Origin of the sequence: Flavobacterium amylolyticum, from assembly GCF_048284335.1 — a bacterium.
Classification (GTDB): Bacteria; Bacteroidota; Bacteroidia; order Flavobacteriales; family Flavobacteriaceae; genus Flavobacterium.
In genome coordinates, this window is the sequence record NZ_JBLVPG010000002.1 from 772,124 (window position 1) to 791,021 (window position 18,898).

Annotated in this window: 20 protein-coding genes; 13 read left to right on the forward strand and 7 right to left on the reverse strand. The window is 32.2% G+C overall.

Translation table 11 applies throughout. The features are described 5' to 3' along the window. Positions 1 to 51: 51 nt before the first annotated feature. The gene (locus ACNQF9_RS09500) at positions 52 to 2,319 is read right to left on the reverse strand and encodes a M1 family metallopeptidase (protein ID WP_417990123.1); all 2,268 of its coding nucleotides are present in this window, start codon (positions 2,317 to 2,319) and stop codon (positions 52 to 54) included. A gap of 164 nt (positions 2,320 to 2,483) precedes the next feature. Here ACNQF9_RS09500 and ACNQF9_RS09505 point away from each other — a divergent pair, with 164 nt between their 5' ends. The 3 genes from ACNQF9_RS09505 to ACNQF9_RS09515 all read left to right on the forward strand — a co-directional run bounded on the left by ACNQF9_RS09505 (position 2,484) and on the right by ACNQF9_RS09515 (position 4,582). Next, positions 2,484 to 3,335, forward strand: a complete 852-nt coding sequence (locus ACNQF9_RS09505) for an aldose 1-epimerase family protein (protein WP_417959692.1) — start codon at positions 2,484 to 2,486, stop codon at positions 3,333 to 3,335. 14 nt (positions 3,336 to 3,349) lie between these two features. Next, positions 3,350 to 3,901 carry a GNAT family N-acetyltransferase gene (locus ACNQF9_RS09510; RefSeq protein ID WP_417959691.1) on the forward strand — a complete coding sequence of 184 codons (552 nt, stop codon included), beginning with the start codon at positions 3,350 to 3,352 and terminating at the stop codon, positions 3,899 to 3,901. A 129-nt stretch (positions 3,902 to 4,030) separates the two neighbouring features. Next, positions 4,031 to 4,582: a DUF3575 domain-containing protein gene (locus ACNQF9_RS09515; protein ID WP_417959690.1), complete on the forward strand. Its 552-nt coding sequence runs from the start codon at positions 4,031 to 4,033 to the stop codon at positions 4,580 to 4,582. Here ACNQF9_RS09515 and ACNQF9_RS09520 read toward each other — a convergent pair. Then, complete coding sequence (locus ACNQF9_RS09520; protein ID WP_417959689.1) at positions 4,579 to 4,803, reverse strand: VF530 family protein; 225 nt, start codon at positions 4,801 to 4,803, stop codon at positions 4,579 to 4,581. The genes ACNQF9_RS09515 and ACNQF9_RS09520 overlap by 4 nt on opposite strands. Positions 4,804 to 4,852: 49 nt before the next feature. Between ACNQF9_RS09520 and ACNQF9_RS09525 the strand changes: the two genes are divergently transcribed. From ACNQF9_RS09525 to ACNQF9_RS09535, 3 genes are all read left to right on the forward strand, one after another. After that, complete coding sequence (locus ACNQF9_RS09525) at positions 4,853 to 5,338, forward strand: phosphoglycerate mutase family protein (protein WP_417959687.1); 486 nt, start codon at positions 4,853 to 4,855, stop codon at positions 5,336 to 5,338. Between the two features lie 40 nt (positions 5,339 to 5,378). Then, a complete protein-coding gene (gene smpB / locus ACNQF9_RS09530; RefSeq protein ID WP_417959686.1) occupies positions 5,379 to 5,831 on the forward strand; it encodes an SsrA-binding protein SmpB in 453 nt (150 codons plus the stop codon). 78 nt (positions 5,832 to 5,909) lie between these two features. After that, the gene (locus ACNQF9_RS09535) at positions 5,910 to 6,959 is read left to right on the forward strand and encodes a Fic family protein (RefSeq protein ID WP_417990124.1); all 1,050 of its coding nucleotides are present in this window, start codon (positions 5,910 to 5,912) and stop codon (positions 6,957 to 6,959) included. Positions 6,960 to 6,984: 25 nt separating this feature from the next. Here the strand turns inward: ACNQF9_RS09535 and ACNQF9_RS09540 are convergent, their stop codons facing one another. Then, positions 6,985 to 7,626, reverse strand: coding sequence for a protein-L-isoaspartate(D-aspartate) O-methyltransferase (locus tag ACNQF9_RS09540; protein ID WP_417959681.1), 642 nt, complete (start codon positions 7,624 to 7,626; stop codon positions 6,985 to 6,987). A gap of 144 nt (positions 7,627 to 7,770) precedes the next feature. Here ACNQF9_RS09540 and ACNQF9_RS09545 point away from each other — a divergent pair, with 144 nt between their 5' ends. The 7 genes from ACNQF9_RS09545 to ACNQF9_RS09575 all read left to right on the forward strand — a co-directional run bounded on the left by ACNQF9_RS09545 (position 7,771) and on the right by ACNQF9_RS09575 (position 14,865). Next, the gene (locus ACNQF9_RS09545) at positions 7,771 to 8,736 is read left to right on the forward strand and encodes a Gfo/Idh/MocA family protein (RefSeq protein WP_417959680.1); all 966 of its coding nucleotides are present in this window, start codon (positions 7,771 to 7,773) and stop codon (positions 8,734 to 8,736) included. A gap of 83 nt (positions 8,737 to 8,819) precedes the next feature. After that, complete coding sequence (locus ACNQF9_RS09550; RefSeq protein ID WP_417959679.1) at positions 8,820 to 9,707, forward strand: 3-hydroxyacyl-CoA dehydrogenase family protein; 888 nt, start codon at positions 8,820 to 8,822, stop codon at positions 9,705 to 9,707. 80 nt (positions 9,708 to 9,787) lie between these two features. Then, on the forward strand, positions 9,788 to 11,008 hold the full coding sequence (locus tag ACNQF9_RS09555) for a DUF1015 domain-containing protein (protein WP_417990125.1): 1,221 nt from the start codon (positions 9,788 to 9,790) through the stop codon (positions 11,006 to 11,008). Positions 11,009 to 11,039: 31 nt separating this feature from the next. Further along, positions 11,040 to 11,693 carry a YggS family pyridoxal phosphate-dependent enzyme gene (locus ACNQF9_RS09560; RefSeq protein ID WP_417959677.1) on the forward strand — a complete coding sequence of 218 codons (654 nt, stop codon included), beginning with the start codon at positions 11,040 to 11,042 and terminating at the stop codon, positions 11,691 to 11,693. Between the two features lie 74 nt (positions 11,694 to 11,767). Next, a complete protein-coding gene (locus tag ACNQF9_RS09565; protein ID WP_417990126.1) occupies positions 11,768 to 13,129 on the forward strand; it encodes an exonuclease domain-containing protein in 1,362 nt (453 codons plus the stop codon). 26 nt (positions 13,130 to 13,155) lie between these two features. Beyond that, on the forward strand, positions 13,156 to 14,073 hold the full coding sequence (gene miaA, locus ACNQF9_RS09570) for a tRNA (adenosine(37)-N6)-dimethylallyltransferase MiaA (protein ID WP_417959675.1): 918 nt from the start codon (positions 13,156 to 13,158) through the stop codon (positions 14,071 to 14,073). 51 nt (positions 14,074 to 14,124) lie between these two features. Then, positions 14,125 to 14,865, forward strand: a complete 741-nt coding sequence (locus ACNQF9_RS09575; protein WP_417990127.1) for an acyl-[acyl-carrier-protein] thioesterase — start codon at positions 14,125 to 14,127, stop codon at positions 14,863 to 14,865. A gap of 56 nt (positions 14,866 to 14,921) precedes the next feature. Here the strand turns inward: ACNQF9_RS09575 and ACNQF9_RS09580 are convergent, their stop codons facing one another. From ACNQF9_RS09580 to ACNQF9_RS09595, 4 genes are read right to left on the reverse strand one after another with little or no spacing between them, the layout of a single operon-like run. After that, on the reverse strand, positions 14,922 to 15,638 hold the full coding sequence (locus ACNQF9_RS09580) for a response regulator transcription factor (RefSeq protein ID WP_113634522.1): 717 nt from the start codon (positions 15,636 to 15,638) through the stop codon (positions 14,922 to 14,924). Between the two features lie 3 nt (positions 15,639 to 15,641). Further along, a complete protein-coding gene (locus ACNQF9_RS09585) occupies positions 15,642 to 17,225 on the reverse strand; it encodes a sensor histidine kinase (protein ID WP_417959672.1) in 1,584 nt (527 codons plus the stop codon). A gap of 59 nt (positions 17,226 to 17,284) precedes the next feature. Further along, on the reverse strand, positions 17,285 to 17,881 hold the full coding sequence (coaE, locus tag ACNQF9_RS09590) for a dephospho-CoA kinase (protein WP_417990128.1): 597 nt from the start codon (positions 17,879 to 17,881) through the stop codon (positions 17,285 to 17,287). After that, positions 17,878 to 18,879 (reverse strand): glycosyltransferase family 2 protein, encoded by a 1,002-nt coding sequence (locus ACNQF9_RS09595; RefSeq protein ID WP_417990129.1) that lies wholly within the window; start codon positions 18,877 to 18,879, stop codon positions 17,878 to 17,880. The genes coaE and ACNQF9_RS09595 overlap by 4 nt, the downstream gene beginning before the upstream one ends. Between the last annotated feature and the right edge of the window lie 19 nt (positions 18,880 to 18,898).

Genomic DNA, 18,898 nt, shown 5'->3' on the forward strand with positions numbered 1-18,898 from the left:
ACTTGTAGCGTTAATTCCTACAAGTCTTTTCTTTTTTATTTTGTCTAAATACTATTTTTCTCTCGTAAACGGTATTTTTTGTCCTTCGGGTACTGTCATCTCAAATCCGTTTAGGCTGTCATTAAATTCAAATTTAAGCCCGGCTTGTTTCGACTCAAAACTATTTTTCCCAATTGGTTCCACAGTGAAACTTGGATAATTAGTAATTAAGACGTTTAGCGTACTATTTTTCTCTGAAAAAGTAATTTTTATAGGCGCCATTTTAGTAATGTACGTCCCTAAATAACCATCCAAAATTACATCTTTTTCAATCAATCCTTTATCTGAAGTCCATGTGTTATTTGCATCATTACTATCCGGCAAAACATGATCTGGATCCAGTGTAATACTTTCAATTTCTTCGGTTGAATTATGTTTGAAAGACCAAACTTTATTCCGCTGCCAAACTTCTACCGGTAATTTAACGCGGGTTATTTTCCCGCTTTTTGTTTTTACGTCTAAAATTACTGGCATTGCCATTTTTTCATAATTTTCAATCGAAATCACGACTCCTTGTTTAGGATCGTTTTTCACGTATTTAATCGAATTAATTCCTTGGTCTAATCGCCAATTGTATTGGAACCAACCTCTCCAAAACCAACTCAAATCTTCTCCAGCAACATTTTCTATTGTTCTAAAGAAATCGTCTGGTTGCGGATGTTTGTATGCCCAGCGCTCAACGTACGTTTTTAAAGCCAAATCAAAACGTTCTGGCCCAAGAACTTGTTCCCGCAAAATAACTAATCCAGAACTTGGTTTTGAATAGGCTAAAAGACCAATATTAGTTTCTTTCATATTATCCGGAGAACTCATTATAGTTTCCAGATTTGGACTTGTATACACTTCCGCTCTTTGATGCAGATCAACTGGCTTATCTTTGTACTCTCCATTATTAAAATCTGCTGAACTCAATGAATTGATAAAAGTGTTAAAACCTTCGTCCATCCAAGCAAACATTCTTTCATTTGAACCAACAATCATAGGAAACCAAATGTGTCCAAATTCATGATCTGTAACACCCCATAAATCCTCCCCTTTTGACTCCCAACTACAAAAAACAATTCCTGGATATTCCATTCCGCCTTCGTTACCGGCAACATTTGTAGCTGCAGGATACGGATATTCTAACCATCTTTTAGAATAATTTTCAATGGAAGCTTTTGTATATTCTGTCGATCGTCCCCAAGCGGCATCTCCAGCACTTTCTACAGGATAAACAGAAATAGCCAATAATTTTTTTCCGCTTGGCAAATTAATTTTTGCAGCGTCTAAAATAAAGGAAGCTGATGAAGACCAAGATAAATCACGGGCATTTTTAATTTTATAATTCCAAGTTTTAGTAGTTCCAGAAACTGTTTTTGATAAATTTTCTACTTCTTCAGCAGTACGAATAAAAACTGTTTTATCACTTCCTTTAGCCATTGCCAAACGATTTTGTTCTTCTGAGGAATAAACGGCAGTAGGATTTAATAATTCTCCTGAACTTACTACAATATGATTTGATGGAGCGGTAATACTCACCTCAAAATCTCCATATTCCAAGTAAAATTCCGAAGCACCTAAATAGGGGTTTACGTTCCAGCCTCTAATATCATCATAGACACACATCCTAGGATACCATTGTGCTATCGTAAAAATTTTACCGTTTTTGGTTTCCAAAACTCCCATTCTATCCGAACCTTCATTTGGTGCAATAAAAGAAAAATCAATTTTAATTGTAACAGAACTACCTTTAGCATTCAATACTTGCGGAAGAAAAACCTGCATTCTCGTGTCGGTAATTACGTATTTTGCTTCTTTTTCAGTAGTTACACCTTTTACAGTAGTGACAACTTTCACAGATTTTATTTTATGACCACCATCAAAAATTTGTCCCTGAGCACCATTTCGACTTCCAGTTAAAGGCACAAGTGCATTTCCTCGGGAATCTGCTTTAAATAAATTTTGATCTAAATTCATCCACACAAAAGCCATTTTATCCGGGCTGTTATTCGTATACGTGATGATATCGGTTCCAGTAATTTCATTGTTTTTCTCATTTAATTTTGCAGTCAGCTTATAATCAGCTCTATTTTGCCAATATTCAGCACCCGGCTGACCACTTGCTGAACGGGTACTTGTTCCATTTTTTGTATAAAAAAATGGAGCAAAAGCATCATGGTAATCGTACTTTGAAATAAGGCTACTTGATGTATTTATTGGGGTTTGTTGCGCAAAAAGCGTCGTAATGCCCAATAATAATGCCGAATACAGAATGACTCTGAAGCGAATATTTTTCATTTTATTTAATTTTATATCACAAATTAATGAAAAAAATGAGGATTTCAAACTATTTAGAATAAATTGATTCTTTTTTGAATAAATAACAAGTAAGGTGAAGAATCAAAAATTATAAAATATATTTACGTTATAAAAACAATTTTAAATTAACCTACATAACTACTTTGACTACAATAATTAAAAACACGAGCCTATCTGCAGAAATTAAACACGTAGGTGCCGAATTAGTTTCTTTAAAAACAACTGTTAATAAAGAATACATTTGGGAAGGGAATCCAGCATTTTGGGGCAAGCATTCCCCTGTTTTGTTTCCTATTGTGGGCACTTTAAAAAATAATTCCTTTCATTACAATGGACTGGAATATTATTTATCCCGTCACGGTTTTGCCAGAGACATGGCATTTGAATTGATTAGTGTAACAGAAACAAGTGCTACATTCTCGATACAATCCTCTGAAGAGACTTTAAAAATGTATCCCTTTCTATTTGAATTACAAATAATATACACCTTAGAAAAGGACAGATTATCCGTTGCCTATAAAGTAATTAATACAGGGAAATCTTCAATGCCATTTTCTATAGGAGCCCATCCCGCATTTGCTTTACCAAATCAATTCGAAAATTATGCTATTACTTTTGAAAAAGAAGAATCTTTAGAATATTATCTTTTGGAGAATGATTTAATTTCAAAGAACACTAAGAAATTAGACGTGACTACTAAAAATATTCCACTGACATATCAATTATTCAAAAACGATGCTTTGATTTTTAAAGCATTACAATCTAATACTTTGACTGTTTTAGAAAATGAAAAACCATTGCTAAGAGTACATTTTGAAGATTTTCCAAGTTTAGGAATTTGGACCAAAATAAATGCTCCTTTTATTTGTATTGAACCTTGGTTTGGTTATTCGGATACTATTGAAAGTTCAGGAAATCTATTTGAAAAAGAGGGCGTCCAGATTTTAGCAGCAAATGAAACATTCAACTCAAAATTCAGCATCGAAATCCTTTAATTAAAAAACAAAATATGCTAACTATAAACTTCAATCCATTTCCTAATTTAGAAACGGAACGCTTGCTTTTAAGAAGAGTGGACAACAATGATATACAAGAAATTTTTGCATTGCGATCTAATCCGGAAACCATGAAATTTATCCCAAGACCTTTAGTAAAAACAGATGAAGAAGCGTTAGCACACATAGCAATGATAGATACCAAAATAGAGAATAATGAAGGTGTTAATTGGGCCATTACGTTCAAAAATGAAACTAAATTAATAGGGATTATTGGTCATTACAGAATAAAACCAGAGCATTATCGTGCGGAGATTGGCTATATGTTGCATCCGGAATTCCATGGGAAAGGAATTATTTCCGAAGCCGTAAAAGAAGTTGTAAATTATGGCTTTAATGTTATGAAATTGCACTCTATTGAAGCAATAATTGACCCCGAAAATCAGGGATCGGCCAAAGTATTAGAAAAAAATAATTTTGTTAAAGAAGCACATTTAAAGGAAAATGAATTTTTTGATGGTCGTTTCATAGATACTGTAATTTATTCTTTATTAAATAAACCTTGATATCAATTAATATCATAAACATTGTTGGGATATCTAAATTTAAAACCTAATTACTTTAGTAATTAATATTTTACATTTGCAGCTATTTTTGATGTCTTTACATATTCTTAAAGTACTATAAATACTATTATGAAAAAATTACTTATTCTTTTTATCCTGTTCTCTTCGATTGCTTCCCAAAGCCAAACGTATATCAAAATAAATGCAATGACTACTCCTTTTACTATTCCTAATGTGGGTATTGAAACTAGTATTGGTAAAAAATCAACATTCCAGTTTGATATTTTAGCTTCTTTTTGGAAATCTATAAATGGCAAACCTAGAGAGTTTTATACTTTCACTCCTGAATATCGTTATCATTTTAAAGAAAAAAATAACGGGTTTTATGCTGGTTTTCATATTGGTGCAAGCCTCTTTAACTTCCAGAAATGGAATTATCTAAATAGTACTTTATACGAAAAAGGCGTTGGATATTTTATAGGTGCAACAATTGGATATCAAATAAAAATAAATGATAAATTTATGTTAGATTGTTTCTTAGGAGGTGGTTCGCATCAAGGTTTTTATAAAGGATATGACTTAGCTACGGGAGAACGCTACGATAAAGCTCAAAAATTTAATAAAAGTGGCGAGTGGTTGCCCTACAGAGGCGGTTTTATGGTTTCCTATAAACTAAACTAAAATTTAGTCAACGATTTTAAATATAAATCCTCGACTTGTTTTCTTGCCCAGTCTGTTTTTCGCAAAAAAGTCAAACTCGATTTTACGCTTGGATTATCCGTAAAACATTTTATTTTAATCAGTTCACCCAAAGTGTCAAATCCATAATGCCCTACTAACTGCTCCACTATTTTTTGAAGTGTAATTCCGTGAAGCGGATCTTTTGATTTTAAATTTTCCATTTTGCAAATATATAAAATCGATAAATAACAATTTTTTAAATTCATTGAAATGAAAAAATATCTCTTACTACTTGCGCTGTTATTTTTAAACATCAGTTTTGGACAAGAAATTACGACAACCTATTACTTCATACGCCATGCAGAAAAAGTGGATAATTCTCAAAATCCAGATTTATCTGCAAGTGGTTTAGAAAGGGCGAATCTATGGAACAAAATATTCTCAGAAGTAGATTTTGATCAGATCTACTCAACTGATTATAAAAGAACAATACAAACGGCTAATCCGACTGCTGTAGCCCAAAATATTGAAATTAAACACTATGATCCTAAAATCATAGCTATTGACTCTTTCAAAAAAGAAACTTTAGGGGAAAAAATTTTGATTGTGGGACATAGTAATACCACTCCCAAATTTGTAAATCAACTTATCAATCAAAACGCATTTACCGATATTGAGGATTTAACTTTTGGCAATCTCTATATCGTAACTATTAGTAATGCTATAATCTCCTTTCAATTATTGAAATTGCCATAGGGTATTGCTAAACCTCTAATTTTTGTTACATTTGCAAACTATGCTAAAAACAATAAATATATTCAATAAAAGAGCCAAATTCGATTATGAAATAATCGAAACCTTTACTGCTGGTATTGTTTTGGCTGGGACCGAGATAAAATCCATACGTTTGGGAAAAGCAAATATTACTGAGAGTTTTTGTGAGTTTAGTAATAATGAGCTTTTTGCGATTAACACCTACATTGAAGAATATACATTTGGTAATCAGTTCAATCACAAAGCTAGAAGCGAACGAAAATTGCTTTTGAAAAAAAAGGAATTAAAAGGTTTGTTAAAAAGTGTTCAAGCCAAAGGATTAACAATAGTTCCACTGAAACTGTTTACCAATGAAAAAGGGTTGGCCAAACTCCAAATTGGTCTTTGTAAAGGAAAAAAAACCTATGACAAACGAGAATCCCTTAAAGAACAGGACACTAAACGTGATCTTGACAGAATAAAAAAATCATTCTAAATTAAAAGTAAGGTTTGTTTTTTTTCATTAAAATATAATGACTTTATTTGTCAAGACTTTATTTAGTATTTCAATACAATGAAAACACAACTCAAAAACGCAAGAGAGCTAAAAGGACTTAAAACAAGGGAAGTAGCACAACTTCTTGAAATAGATCAGGCCTTGATCAGTAAATTTGAGAGTGGAGGCAGAAAACCCACCAGAGAACAAATTATAAAGTTAGCATCGTTACTGGAAATTGACTTAGAAACAATCATGGTCGCCTGGCTCAAAGAAAAAATTATTCATGAAATTGGTCAAGAGGAGTTTGCACTAAAAGCATTATTGCTTGCTGAGGAAGAAATTAGGTATCAGAACAAAGTTGTAAAGCAAAAAATATCTACAACTCTACAGAAAATAATAGATGAAATAGACATCTTAAAATCAAAACTGGATTCTTTTCATGAATTTGATAGTTATAGAATTACTCGGACGCTAGAATTAGAATACACCTTTGAGAGCAATCGTATCGAGGGAAACACAATGACTCTCCAGGAAACGGATTTGGTTATCAATGAAGGTTTAACTATTTCTGGAAAAAGTATGCGGGAACATCTTGAAGTGATTAATCATCAAGAAGCTATAGCTTACATAAAAGATTTGACGCAAAGAAATAGTTTTATAAATGAACGCGAAATACTATCTATCCATAATCTTATTGTAAGGGGGATTTATCCGGAAGATGCAGGTCGGTATAGAAAGGTGCAAGTCCTGATTCAAGGAAGCAGCACCATACCCCCACAACCCCATTTAGTTGCTAAAGAAATGGACGCTTTTTTTATTTGGTATGAAAGCCATAAATCAAGTCTTCATCCGATTGTTTTGGCTGCAGAATTGCACGAACGCTTAGTGAGAATTCATCCTTTCAATTATGGAAATGGAAGGACTTCACGCTTAGTCATGAACTTAATCTTATTGCAACATGGGTATGAAATAGCCAGTATAAAGGGAGATTATGAGACAGGTATACAATATTACAAAACACTGGAAACAGTCCAAACTAAAAGTAATAATGAGGATTTTTTAATATTCATTGCTCAAAAAGAAAAAGAAAGCTTACAACGGTATCTAACCTTTATTGACCAATAAAACCAGTTACATACGAGTTTGTGTTTTAATTTTTATCCTCTAGTAAAGGAACAAATCGAAACTCTCCAAATTCATGTTTTTCAAATTGAGTTTCATTTTTCCTAATTAGCAAAGTCATAATCTGCACCTCTTCGCCTAATGGTATAACGAGCCTTCCTCCTATTTTAAGCTGTGCCATCAACGGCTGAGGAATAAATGGAGCACCTGCTGTGACAATAATACTATCAAAAGGAGCGTAACTAGGTAATCCTTTGTATCCATCTCCAAAAGAAAGATGCTTTGGACGAATCCCTAACTTTGGAAATAAAACAGACGTTTTTTTAAATAATTCGTTTTGTCTCTCTACACTAAATACTTTTGCTCCCATTGTGCACAAAACTGCAGTTTGATATCCAGAACCAGTTCCGATTTCTAAAATTTTATGTTCTTTTTTTACTTCTAATAATTGAGATTGAAAGGCTACTGTATAGGGTTGTGAAATGGTTTGACCTGCACCAATAGGAAATGCTTTATCTTGATAAGCATAATCTTCAAAACTAGAATCCAAAAATAAATGCCTTGGAATCTTTTTTATCGCATCCAAAACACTTTTATCAGCAATCCCTTTTTGTTCTAAAATGCTTACTAATTGATTGCGAAGTCCTTGATGTTTGGCTGTGTCTTTCAAAATTTATTATTTTATTTTGGTAAAAATAGAAAACAATTTCTGAATTCAAATGTTGGATTTTAATTTTTAAATTAACTGAATAATTGTCTCACATCAATAATAGATTAATCATTTTATTGCTATTTTTGTAAAAATTACATCATTATGCTGAAAATTGGAGTATTAGGTGCTGGTCATCTAGGAAAAATACATTTACGTTTATTGCAACTATCTGATAAATATGAATTAGTGGGCTTTTATGATCCTAATCAAGAGAATGCGGAGAAAGTTTCTAAAGAATTTGGATACAAACACTTTAGCACAATTGCCACCCTTATTCATGCAGTAGATGTTATTGATATTGTTACCCCAACACTTTCACATTACAAATGTGCCAAAGTAGCTATAAAATCTGGCAAGCATGTTTTTATTGAAAAACCCATTTCAAATTCGGTGGAAGAAGCCGAAGAAATTATCGCCTTGGCTAAAGAATATAAAGTCAAAGGTCAAGTTGGACATGTAGAGCGTTTCAATCCGGCATTCATTGCTACCAAAAACATGATCGAAAACCCTATGTTTATTGAAACCCATCGTCTTGCTGAATTTAATCCTCGCGGGACTGATGTTCCTGTAGTTTTAGATTTGATGATTCATGATATCGATGCGATTCTAAGTGTTGTAAATTCTAAAGTAAAAAACATTAGTGCAAGCGGTGTTTCGGTTATAAGCGATACCCCAGATATTGCCAATGCCAGAATAGAATTTGAAAATGGTTGTGTGGCCAATTTAACGGCGAGCCGAATTTCTCTTAAAAACATGCGTAAATCTCGTTTTTTCCAGAAAGACGCTTACATCTCGGTTGATTTCTTAGAAAAAAAATGTGAAGTGGTAAAAATGAAAGATGCACCGGAAGTTCCCGGCGATTTCGATATGATTTTACAAAATGCGGAAGGCGTAAAAAAACAAATCTATTTCTCCAATCCCGACGTAGAACAAAACAACGCTATTCTTGACGAACTGGAATCATTTGCAGATGCTATAATTAATGATACAGAACCTGTTGTAACATTGGAACAAGCAACGGAAGCATTAAGAGTGGCATACCAAATTATAGATTGTTTTAAAAAGTAAATAAAAATTTGTTTGAAGTTTAAGGTTTAAAGTTGCTCAAGAGAACTTTAAACCTTAAATTTTTAAACTTTAATCTAAAAAATATGAAAACAATAGCCGTAATCGGAGCAGGAACAATGGGTAATGGGATCGCCCATACTTTTGCTCAAAGTGGTTTTACAGTAAAATTAATAGATGTTTCTGAAAAATCTTTGGATAAGGGGATGGCAACAATCGCTGCCAATTTAGACAGAATGATTGCAAAAGGGAACATAACCCAAGAAGACAAAGCAAAAACGATTACCAATATTATAACCTATACAGATATCAAAGATGGTGTTGTGGGTGTCGATTTAGTGATTGAAGCTGCAACCGAAAATGTAGCATTAAAACTAAATATCTTCAAACAATTAAACGAAACTTGTTCTCATTCTACCATTTTGGCAACCAACACTTCTTCCATTTCTATTACACAAATTGGAGCGGTTGTAACACATCCAGAGCGTGTAATTGGTATGCATTTCATGAATCCGGTACCAATTATGAAATTAGTGGAAATCATCCGTGGTTACAATACTAGCGACGAAGTGACTAAAATCATCATGAATCTTTCTGAGAAATTAGGAAAAACTCCCGTTGAAGTAAACGATTATCCGGGTTTTGTTGCCAATAGAATTTTGATGCCCATGATTAATGAAGCCATTGAAACATTATACAACAAAGTGGCTGGTGTTTATGAAATTGACACTGTGATGAAACTAGGTATGGGCCACCCTATGGGTCCCTTACAATTAGCTGATTTCATTGGTCTTGACGTGTGTTTGGCTATTCTAAATGTAATGTACGACGGTTTTAAAAATCCAAAATATGCGCCTTGTCCATTACTTGTAAACATGGTTCGAGCCGGAAAAATGGGTGTGAAATCCGGTGAAGGTTTCTACGATTATTCGGAAAGCAAAAAAGCAGAGAAAATTTCTAAACAATTTATATAGTCTCTAATGTTTAAAAGTCGAGAGTCTAAAGTCAATTACTGTAAACTCTCCGCTTTTGGCTTTTAATTTTTGACATAATTATGGCTAAAATAGTACCTTTTAAAGCTGTTCGTCCTACTCGTGATAAGGTTTGTCTTGTCACTTGTCGTTCTTATGAAGAATATGTAAATGCGGAATTAGCAGCACAATTGGATTTCAACCCATTGTCTTTTTTGCATATTCTAAAACCAGCTTACACCAATCAGGAAAGTGTTTCTTTTGAAAAAAGATACCGCCAAGTACATCAAAAATATGAGGATTTCAAAAACGAAATCATTTTAGTTAAGGATAAAAAACCAGCAATTTATATTCATAAAATTGTAACCAAAACGCAATCTTTTACCGGAATTATTGTTGGTACAAGTGTAGCGGATTATCGCAACAATGTCATCAAAAAACACGAGGATATTATTGCCTTTAGAGTCCAATTACTCAAAGATTACATGAAATATGCGGAGTTTAATACAGAGCCTGTTTTGATGACCTATCCGGATAATAAAACAATTGAAAACTGGATTTTTAACTGTACTCAAAAATTAGCCGATTTTGAGTTTTCAACTACCAAAAAAGAGATTCATTACTTGTGGAAAATTGAAGATACATTAGAGATCAATTGGCTTCAAAATATTTTCGAAAAAACGGAGCGTCTTTATATTGCAGATGGACACCATCGTACGGAAGCCTTGAAAATACTAAGTGAAGAAAACGATAATCTGGAAAACACCTCCAAAAATTATATCTTAAGCTATTTAATTTCCGAAAACAATGTCAAGATATACGAGTTCAATCGGTTGGTAAAAGATTTAAACGGTTTTTCCAAAGAGGATTTCATAAAGGAGTTAAACAAGAATTTCATTGTTGAAAATAAATTCCAGCAACCTTTTAAGCCTTCTCAAAAACATCAATTCGGAATGTATTTGGATAATACATTTTATAGTTTAATGTTGCGAAAAGAATATCAAATTTTCGATACAGCATTGGAGAGTTTAGATACCCAAATTTTATATAAAAAAGTGTTGCTGCCCATTTTAGCCATTGAGAATTTACGCGATGATGAACGAATCGAATACCTATCGGGGAAACAATCTGTATTAGAGATGAAGCACAAAATTGACCAAAGAGAATTTGAAATCGGTTTTGTAGTATTTCCTTCCAATATTGAAGAGATAAAAGCCTTGGCTGATGCCAATTTGATAATGCCTCCAAAAAGTACATACATCGAACCTAAATTCCGCAGTGGATTGGTAGTGTATGAACTTTAGTTTTAGTACCGATTTAAAATCAAAACAAAAAATGTCAATAGAAAAAAATTTACTTTCAATAAAATCTACTTTACCTGAAAATGTAACTTTAGTTGCGGTTTCAAAAACCAAACCTGTCTCTGACTTAATAGAGGCTTATGAGGCTGGGCAACGCATTTTTGGAGAAAATAAAATCCAGGAAATGGCTGAAAAATGGGAACAAATGCCCAAAGACATTCAATGGCACATGATAGGTCACGTTCAAACAAATAAAGTCAAATTTATGGCGCAATTTGTAGAGTTGATACACGGCGTAGATAGTTTTAAATTACTACAAGAAATCAACAAACAAGCCCAAAAACACAATCGAGTGATCAATTGTTTATTACAAATTCATATTGCTGATGAAGAAACTAAATTTGGTCTTGACGAGGAAGAACTTACTTCACTCCTGTCCTCAGATCCCTTTTTGGAAATGAACAACATACAAATCATCGGGTTAATGGGAATGGCCACTTTTACAGATAAAAAAGACCAAATCAAAAAAGAATTTACCCATTTAAAATCGATTTTTGATCAATTTAAAATTCACAATTCACAATTTACCACTCTTTCTATGGGAATGTCAGGAGATTATCCGCTTGCAATTGAATGCGGAAGTACGATGGTTCGCATTGGAAGTAGTATCTTTGGAGGAAGAAATTGACTTTTGATTGAAAATTAACAACCTTTGATTTCAAATGTTTTTCAACCTGAAATATTAAACATTAAACAAAAAATTTGTACGCAATACTCGATATAGAAACTACTGGAGGACAATTTAACGAAGAAGGGATCACTGAAATCGCTATCTATAAATTTGATGGCCATGAAATTGTTGATCAATTCATTAGTTTAGTAAATCCTGAAATACCAATTCAGCCTTTCGTAGTAAAGTTAACTGGGATTAACAATGCTATGTTAAGTTCTGCCCCCAAGTTTTTTGAAGTAGCCAAACGCATTATTGAAATGACAAACGACTGCGTTATTGTTGCTCATAATGCTTCTTTTGATTACAGAATTTTAAGAACTGAATTCAGACGATTAGGATATGACTTCGAAGCAAGAACACTTTGTACCGTAGAACTATCAAAAAAATTATTACCGGAACAGCCCTCACATAGTTTAGGAAAATTAGTTCGTGCACTTGGAATTCCAATGGCAGATAGACACCGCGCTAGTGGCGATGCTTTGGCAACGGTTAAATTATTCAAAATACTTTTAGAAAAAGATCTAGAGAAAGAAATTGTAAAAGATTTCATTAAACTGGAAATCGAGAAAGGGATTGCGCCAAAACTAATGGATATCGTGGCTAATTTACCGTCAAAAACGGGTATCTATTACATTCACAATGAAAAAGGAAATCTGATTTATATTGGTAAAAGCCGTAATATAAAAAAGCGAATCAACCAGCATTTTACCGGGACTACAACTAAATGCAAGAAAATTCAAACCGAAGTTTTTACAGTAACTTATGACGAAACCGGGAGTGAATTAATCGCCTTATTGAAAGAAAGCGAAGAAATAAAAATCAATAAACCCATCTATAATAGAGCACAAAGAAAAAGTGTTTTTCAATTGGCTTTGTATGCTGAAAAAGATGAAAAGGGATATCTTAATTTAAAACTTCAAAAAGCAGACGGACGAAAAAAAGAAATAACCTCTTTTACATCCTTGCAAGAAGGTAAAAATGCTTTATTCAGAATTACTTCCCACTATAATTTATGTCAAAAGCTAACCGGCTTATACACTTCTAAAACAAACTGTTTTCAATACAGCATAAAGGAGTGTGATGGTGCATGTATTGGCCAAATTTTACCTGAAGAATACAATGCCAGAGTAGTTGCGTTTATAGAAAAAAATAGTTTCGAAAATCAAAATATGGTACTTATCGACAAAGGACGAACTATTAGTGAACGCTCTGCCATTTTGATTGAAAATGGGATTTATAAAGGCTATGCTTTTTATGATTTAAACTATCAAATCCACAATATCGAAATTTTGAGGAATATAATTATTCCAATGCAAAACAACCGTGACACCCGCAATATTATTCAAAGTCATGTTAGAAGAAGTACCACTTTAAAAGTGATTAAATTTTAAAGCTATTCAAGTTATTTATAAAAAACATGAAATACTTAATAACCATTCTTGGGCCTACAGCAATAGGAAAAACTTCCTTAAGTATTGTATTAGCGAATTATTTTCAATGTGATATTGTTTCTTGCGACAGCAGACAATTTTTCAAAGAAATGACCATTGGAACCGCTGTACCTAACAAAGCCGAATTAGCAGTAGCCACCCATCATTTTATACAAAACAAATCTGTATTTCAAAACTATACCGTTGGGGATTTCGAAAAAGAAGCGATTGCAAAACTTGATGAATTGTTTTTGACAAATGATTATGCAATTCTTGTTGGCGGTTCCGGATTGTATGTTGATGCTATTTTAAAAGGTTTTGATGAATTTCCCGAAATACACACAGCAGTACGTGCTGAGATAACCACAAATTACGAAAAACTAGGAATTGGTTATTTACAACAAAAGCTTGAAACTTTGGATCCTGACTATTATAAAAGTTTACTATCCGAAAATCCGCAAACGTTGCAAAATCCACAACGAATGATGCGTTTTGTAGAAGTCTGTCTTGGATCAGGCCAAGCATATTCCTCTTTTTTAAATCAAAAGCAAAAAAGTAGAAACTTCACTCCTATTCTAATTGGTTTAGAAGCGGATAGGAAAATAATTTACAATAGGATAAATCAACGTGTTGACATAATGATGAGTGAAGGACTTTTAGCCGAAGCAAAAACCTTATTCCCTAATAAAGAGCTGAATGCCTTACAAACTGTGGGTTACAGAGAATTATTTAGCTATTTTGATAGAGAAATTTCATTAGAATTTGCAATTGAAGAAATCAAGAAAAACACTAGACGGTTTTCCAAACGACAGTTGACTTGGTTTAAAAGAAATGAAAATACCAAATGGTTTGATTTTCAAACTCCGTATGATGAAATTGTTGCTTATATCAATTTTAAAAAGTAGATTTTACACCTATAAACACAAATTTGTTATTCTTAATTCATAATTATTCAAATGCCAATAGCAACAAATTTCACTTCTGTCCTAAGTAAAGATTGGGAAATTAATTTTACGCAATGTGCACCAAACGGTTTTTTAAAATATACTGATTTGTGCAACATACTTCAGCTCACGGCAGCAGCACATTCAGAAATTGGGGGCATTAGCTTTACCGATATGCAAGAATTTGATCAAGCATGGGTGTTGAGCAGAATGCGCGTTGAGATCACCCAATTACCTAAATGGGGCGATACTGTAACCGTAACAACATGGATTAATTCTTTAGAGAACTCTCGCTCAGTGCGGGCATTAGAAATGCATATAAACGGAGAAAAAATTGTGGGTTCTGAGACTTTTTGGGCTGTTTTTAACACTAAAAAACGTCGGCCGGAAGGATTGGCTTTGCCGTTCAAACATTTTGAATTATATCCCGAAAAAAGAGCCACTCAAGAAGGTTTCTCTAAAATTAATTTCAATCATGACAAAGAAATCGTTTTTGAAAAAAAAGTGTTTTTATCCGATCTCGATATTGTAAATCATGTCAATAATGTAAAATATCTGGAATGGTGCTTAGATCTGATTGACTCTAAATTGATTCTAAATCAAAAAATTGAAAGTTTTGAAATGAATTTTTTAAAGGAATTATCCCTAAAAGACAATGTCACCATTCACGAAAGTATTTCGGAGAGCAAAACTGTTTTTAGTATTACAAAAGAAGACAAAACGAGTTTTGCGCTACAATTGAACTGGAAATAAATCCTTACTTTCTTGTCAACAAAAAGCCTCAATTTCTTGAGGCTTATCTTTTTTATTTATTCGGCTACTTTATTCTTAACCACTAATCTAAATCCTTCTCCATGGATGTTTAAAATTTCAACATCTTCATCTAATTTCAAATACTTTCTAAGCTTAGCAATGTACACATCCATACTTCTCGAAGTAAAATAATTATCATCCCTCCATATTTTCGTCAAAGCTAATTCTCTTGGCATTAAATCATTTTCGTGAAGAATCAACATTTTTAATAATTCATTCTCTTTTGGAGATAATTTTATTGGCTCTTCATTATTAAATGTTAAAAAACGAAGTTTTGAATTCAAATGGAATTTACCGATATTAAATTCAAATTGTACTTGTTCTGCTTTAGTATCCGATGATTTTCTTTGAATTATTGCTTTGATTTTCATCAACAATACTTCAGAATCAAAAGGTTTATTCAAGTAATCATCAGCACCAGCTTTATATCCTTTCAACACATCTTCTTTCATAGATTTTGCGGTCAAGAAGATTATAGGCACTTCATTATTTTTTTCTCTGATTTCTTTAGCTAACGTATATCCATCTTTATAGGGCATCATAACATCCAGAATACATAAATCAAAAGTATCTTTTTTGAATTTTTCAAATCCTTCCATTCCATTTTTCGCCAAAGTGACGTCAAAATCATTTAGCATTAAATAATCCTTTAAAACCGCACCAAAATTAAGATCATCTTCGACTAAAAGTATTTTTTTATTTACATTTTCCATATTCTAATTTATTAATGGTAATTTTATTATGAAGGTACTCCCTTTTCCCTTTTCACTTTCTACATAAACTTGACCGTTATGGTCGTCAACAATTCTTTTTACATACGCTAAACCCAACCCGTGCCCTTTCACATTGTGAATGTCACCTGTATGCTCTCTGTAAAATTTTTCGAAAATTCTTTTCTGAGCTATTTTACTCATCCCAAGTCCTTTATCTTTTACTTTAATAATGATCATATCTTTGATATTTTCAGTAAAAATCTCAATTTCTGGCACGTTTGGAGAATATTTTATAGCATTCTCCAGAATATTCACAATGACATTCGTAAAATGAACATCATTAATTAAAACAGTAGTTCGTACAGCATTAAAACGACTTACAATTGATCCTTCTCTGTCTTCTAAAATTAAATTCACGTGCTCGATTGCATCGTTTATAATATCATGAATATTATGTGATTCTTTAATGATATTTAATTCTTTCTTTTCTAATTTAGAGATCCGCAATACATTTTCTACTTGTGCATGCATTCGCTTATTCTCATCTTTAATCATTTGAAGGTATCGCAACACCTTCTCTTTATCGTCAATTATTTTTGGATTTCTAATGGCATCCAGCGCTAAATTAATTGTTGCAATGGGAGTTTTAAACTCATGCGTCATATTATTGATGAAATCATTTTTAATTTCAGATATCTGACGTTGACGTATTAATTGATTCAAAGCACTTGAATAAGCAATCAAAATAATTAATGTAAAAATGATAGAAAGCACGGTTATACTAACCAATTCAGATAATAAAAATTTCTTTTTGTGCGGAAATGTAACCAATAATTGGTATTTACTATTCCCTTCATTATCTGAAAATACTGGAATCGAATAGGTGGCATCCTTATCATATTTAAAACCATTAGATTTTACTTTAGTAGCTAAATTGTTACTGTATATACTAAACTCAAATTTAGTGTTTACACCCGATTCTTCTAGTTCTTTTTTTATAAGTTTACTCAATGTTTCTTTTGAAACTCTTTCCTGAATGGGTAATACAGAAGCGAAATCTTTATAAAATATTTCAAAGGAAGCATTGTCTAAAACATCTAAATTACCAGTTTTTTCAATTCTTACATCTGGTATTAAACTTTGAGTAACACTAGATTTGTCAATAGAATTATTATTATAAACTTCTGTAACCCGCTTGGAACTAAAGCTTTTAAATTTCTCACTATCAAATTTTTTATCAAAGAACGTAGGAGAAATATTATAATCCTCAGAAATTATACTATTTGAATATATTATTGTTTTATTAGTTCTTGGATTTTTTTGAACATAATAAAATTCTAGAATATCATCTTTTTTAGGCACTTTTCCTGTGCTGTCTTTATAATGATTTATTTTGTCATAAAAATTATATGCTTCTTGCTTTTGAACCTTATCAGCCACATTACCAATAACTTGCTTAACATGAAATTTAAACTGTTCGTCATTATTTTTGAATGAAGTGTTAAACCAATACACCTGAACCAAAATTATCCCTATTAAGGATAAGCTCATTAATAAAACAAGTAATTTAAAAAAAAGTTTATTCATCGAAACAAATTTAGTATTTTAACAATATATTAAATAATAGATTAACCAAACATTAACACCTATGTGTGTTTTTGTTTAATCTTTAAAATTTTAAGAATTCGATCTACTTGTAGTTTTGCAGTTTCTTTAGCAATATTTTCGATAACAAAATCACTTTTTGAAATGCGTTTTTCATCAGTCCATTGTGCATTTATTTTTTTTAAAACAAGTTCAAGTGTAGTTTTATCACGTTTTATAACACGCTGAATTCTTGTTTCTACTGGTGCAGTGACAGTAATAATAAGATCGCAATTTTTATTACCACCGCTTTCAAATAAAATAGCAGCTTCATAAATGATGTAAGGGACATTTTTATGGTTTAAAAGCCATTGCTCAAAATGCTTTTTTACCGCGGGGTGAACAATATTGTTAAGTTTTTCTAATTTATCTGAGTCATTGAATACAATTTTTGCCAGTTTTTCTCTATTCAATATCCCATTTTCAAAAATGGCTTCGCCAAAAGCACTTATAATGGCATCAATAATTTCCGGAGATTCCATAATTTTCCTTGCTTCATCGTCTGCTATATAAATCGGAATCCCAAAAGATTTAAAATACTTTGCAATTGTTGTTTTTCCACTTCCAATACCGCCTGTCAGACCAATAATTTTTGTCATATTATTTTGAAAAATAATTCTGGAAAAGCATCTTTAGGAGACTGTTTCAAGATGATCACTTTATAATAGGATTTTATAAAACCTATTCCATATCCATAAAATTGCTTCCAAACAGCTATTAATGATAAATAACCTATTTTAATACTTTTGTGCTGATATGAAGATACTAAAAACAGTACCAAAAAATAACTAAAATACAACTGAATCAGGTAATCAAAGTTGAACAACAATAATACAATTGAAGTAAAAAATCCAACTATAAATACCGATGGAAAGAAAAAAGTTAGTTTATTATATTTTGGATACCAACTGTTCAAAATAGGTCTTGCTTTACCAAATTTATTTACCTGGAGAGAAAACTTATCCCAATCGATTCTTCTCTTATGATATACATAAGCATTAGAAAACAGTTTGGTTTCAAAACCCAAATTCCACAAACGAATTGATAAATCAGGATCTTCTCCAGGATGAATATTCCCAAACCCTTTCGACGCTTCAAAAGCTTTACGAGACAAACCCATATTAAAACTTCTGGGTTGAAATTTATCGATTTTTTCTGAACCACCTCTAATTCCACCTGTGGTTAAAAAAGAAGTCATTGCAAAATTAATTGCTTTTTGAATATCTGAAAAACTGTCTAAAGCCTTGTCAGGACCTCCAAAACAATCTACATAGTTTTGTTTTAAAGCATTATCCACTTCTGTCAAATACTGTGCTGGAATGATACAATCCGAATCAAATATGATGAAATAGTCACCCCTGGCTTTTTTCATTCCATAATTTCTGGAATCTCCCGGTCCCGAATTCTCTTTATAGTAATAGGAAATATCAAGTCGGTCTCCATATTTTTGAGCCACATCCTTGCAAACTAGAGTAGATCCATCCTCCACCAATACAATTTCAAATATTTCTTTATATGTTGAATGAGAAAGGCTTTCTAAAAGCTCATCGACTTCGTCCGGACGATTATAAACGGGTATGATTAGTGAAAAAAACATAAATTCAGATGTGGTATTG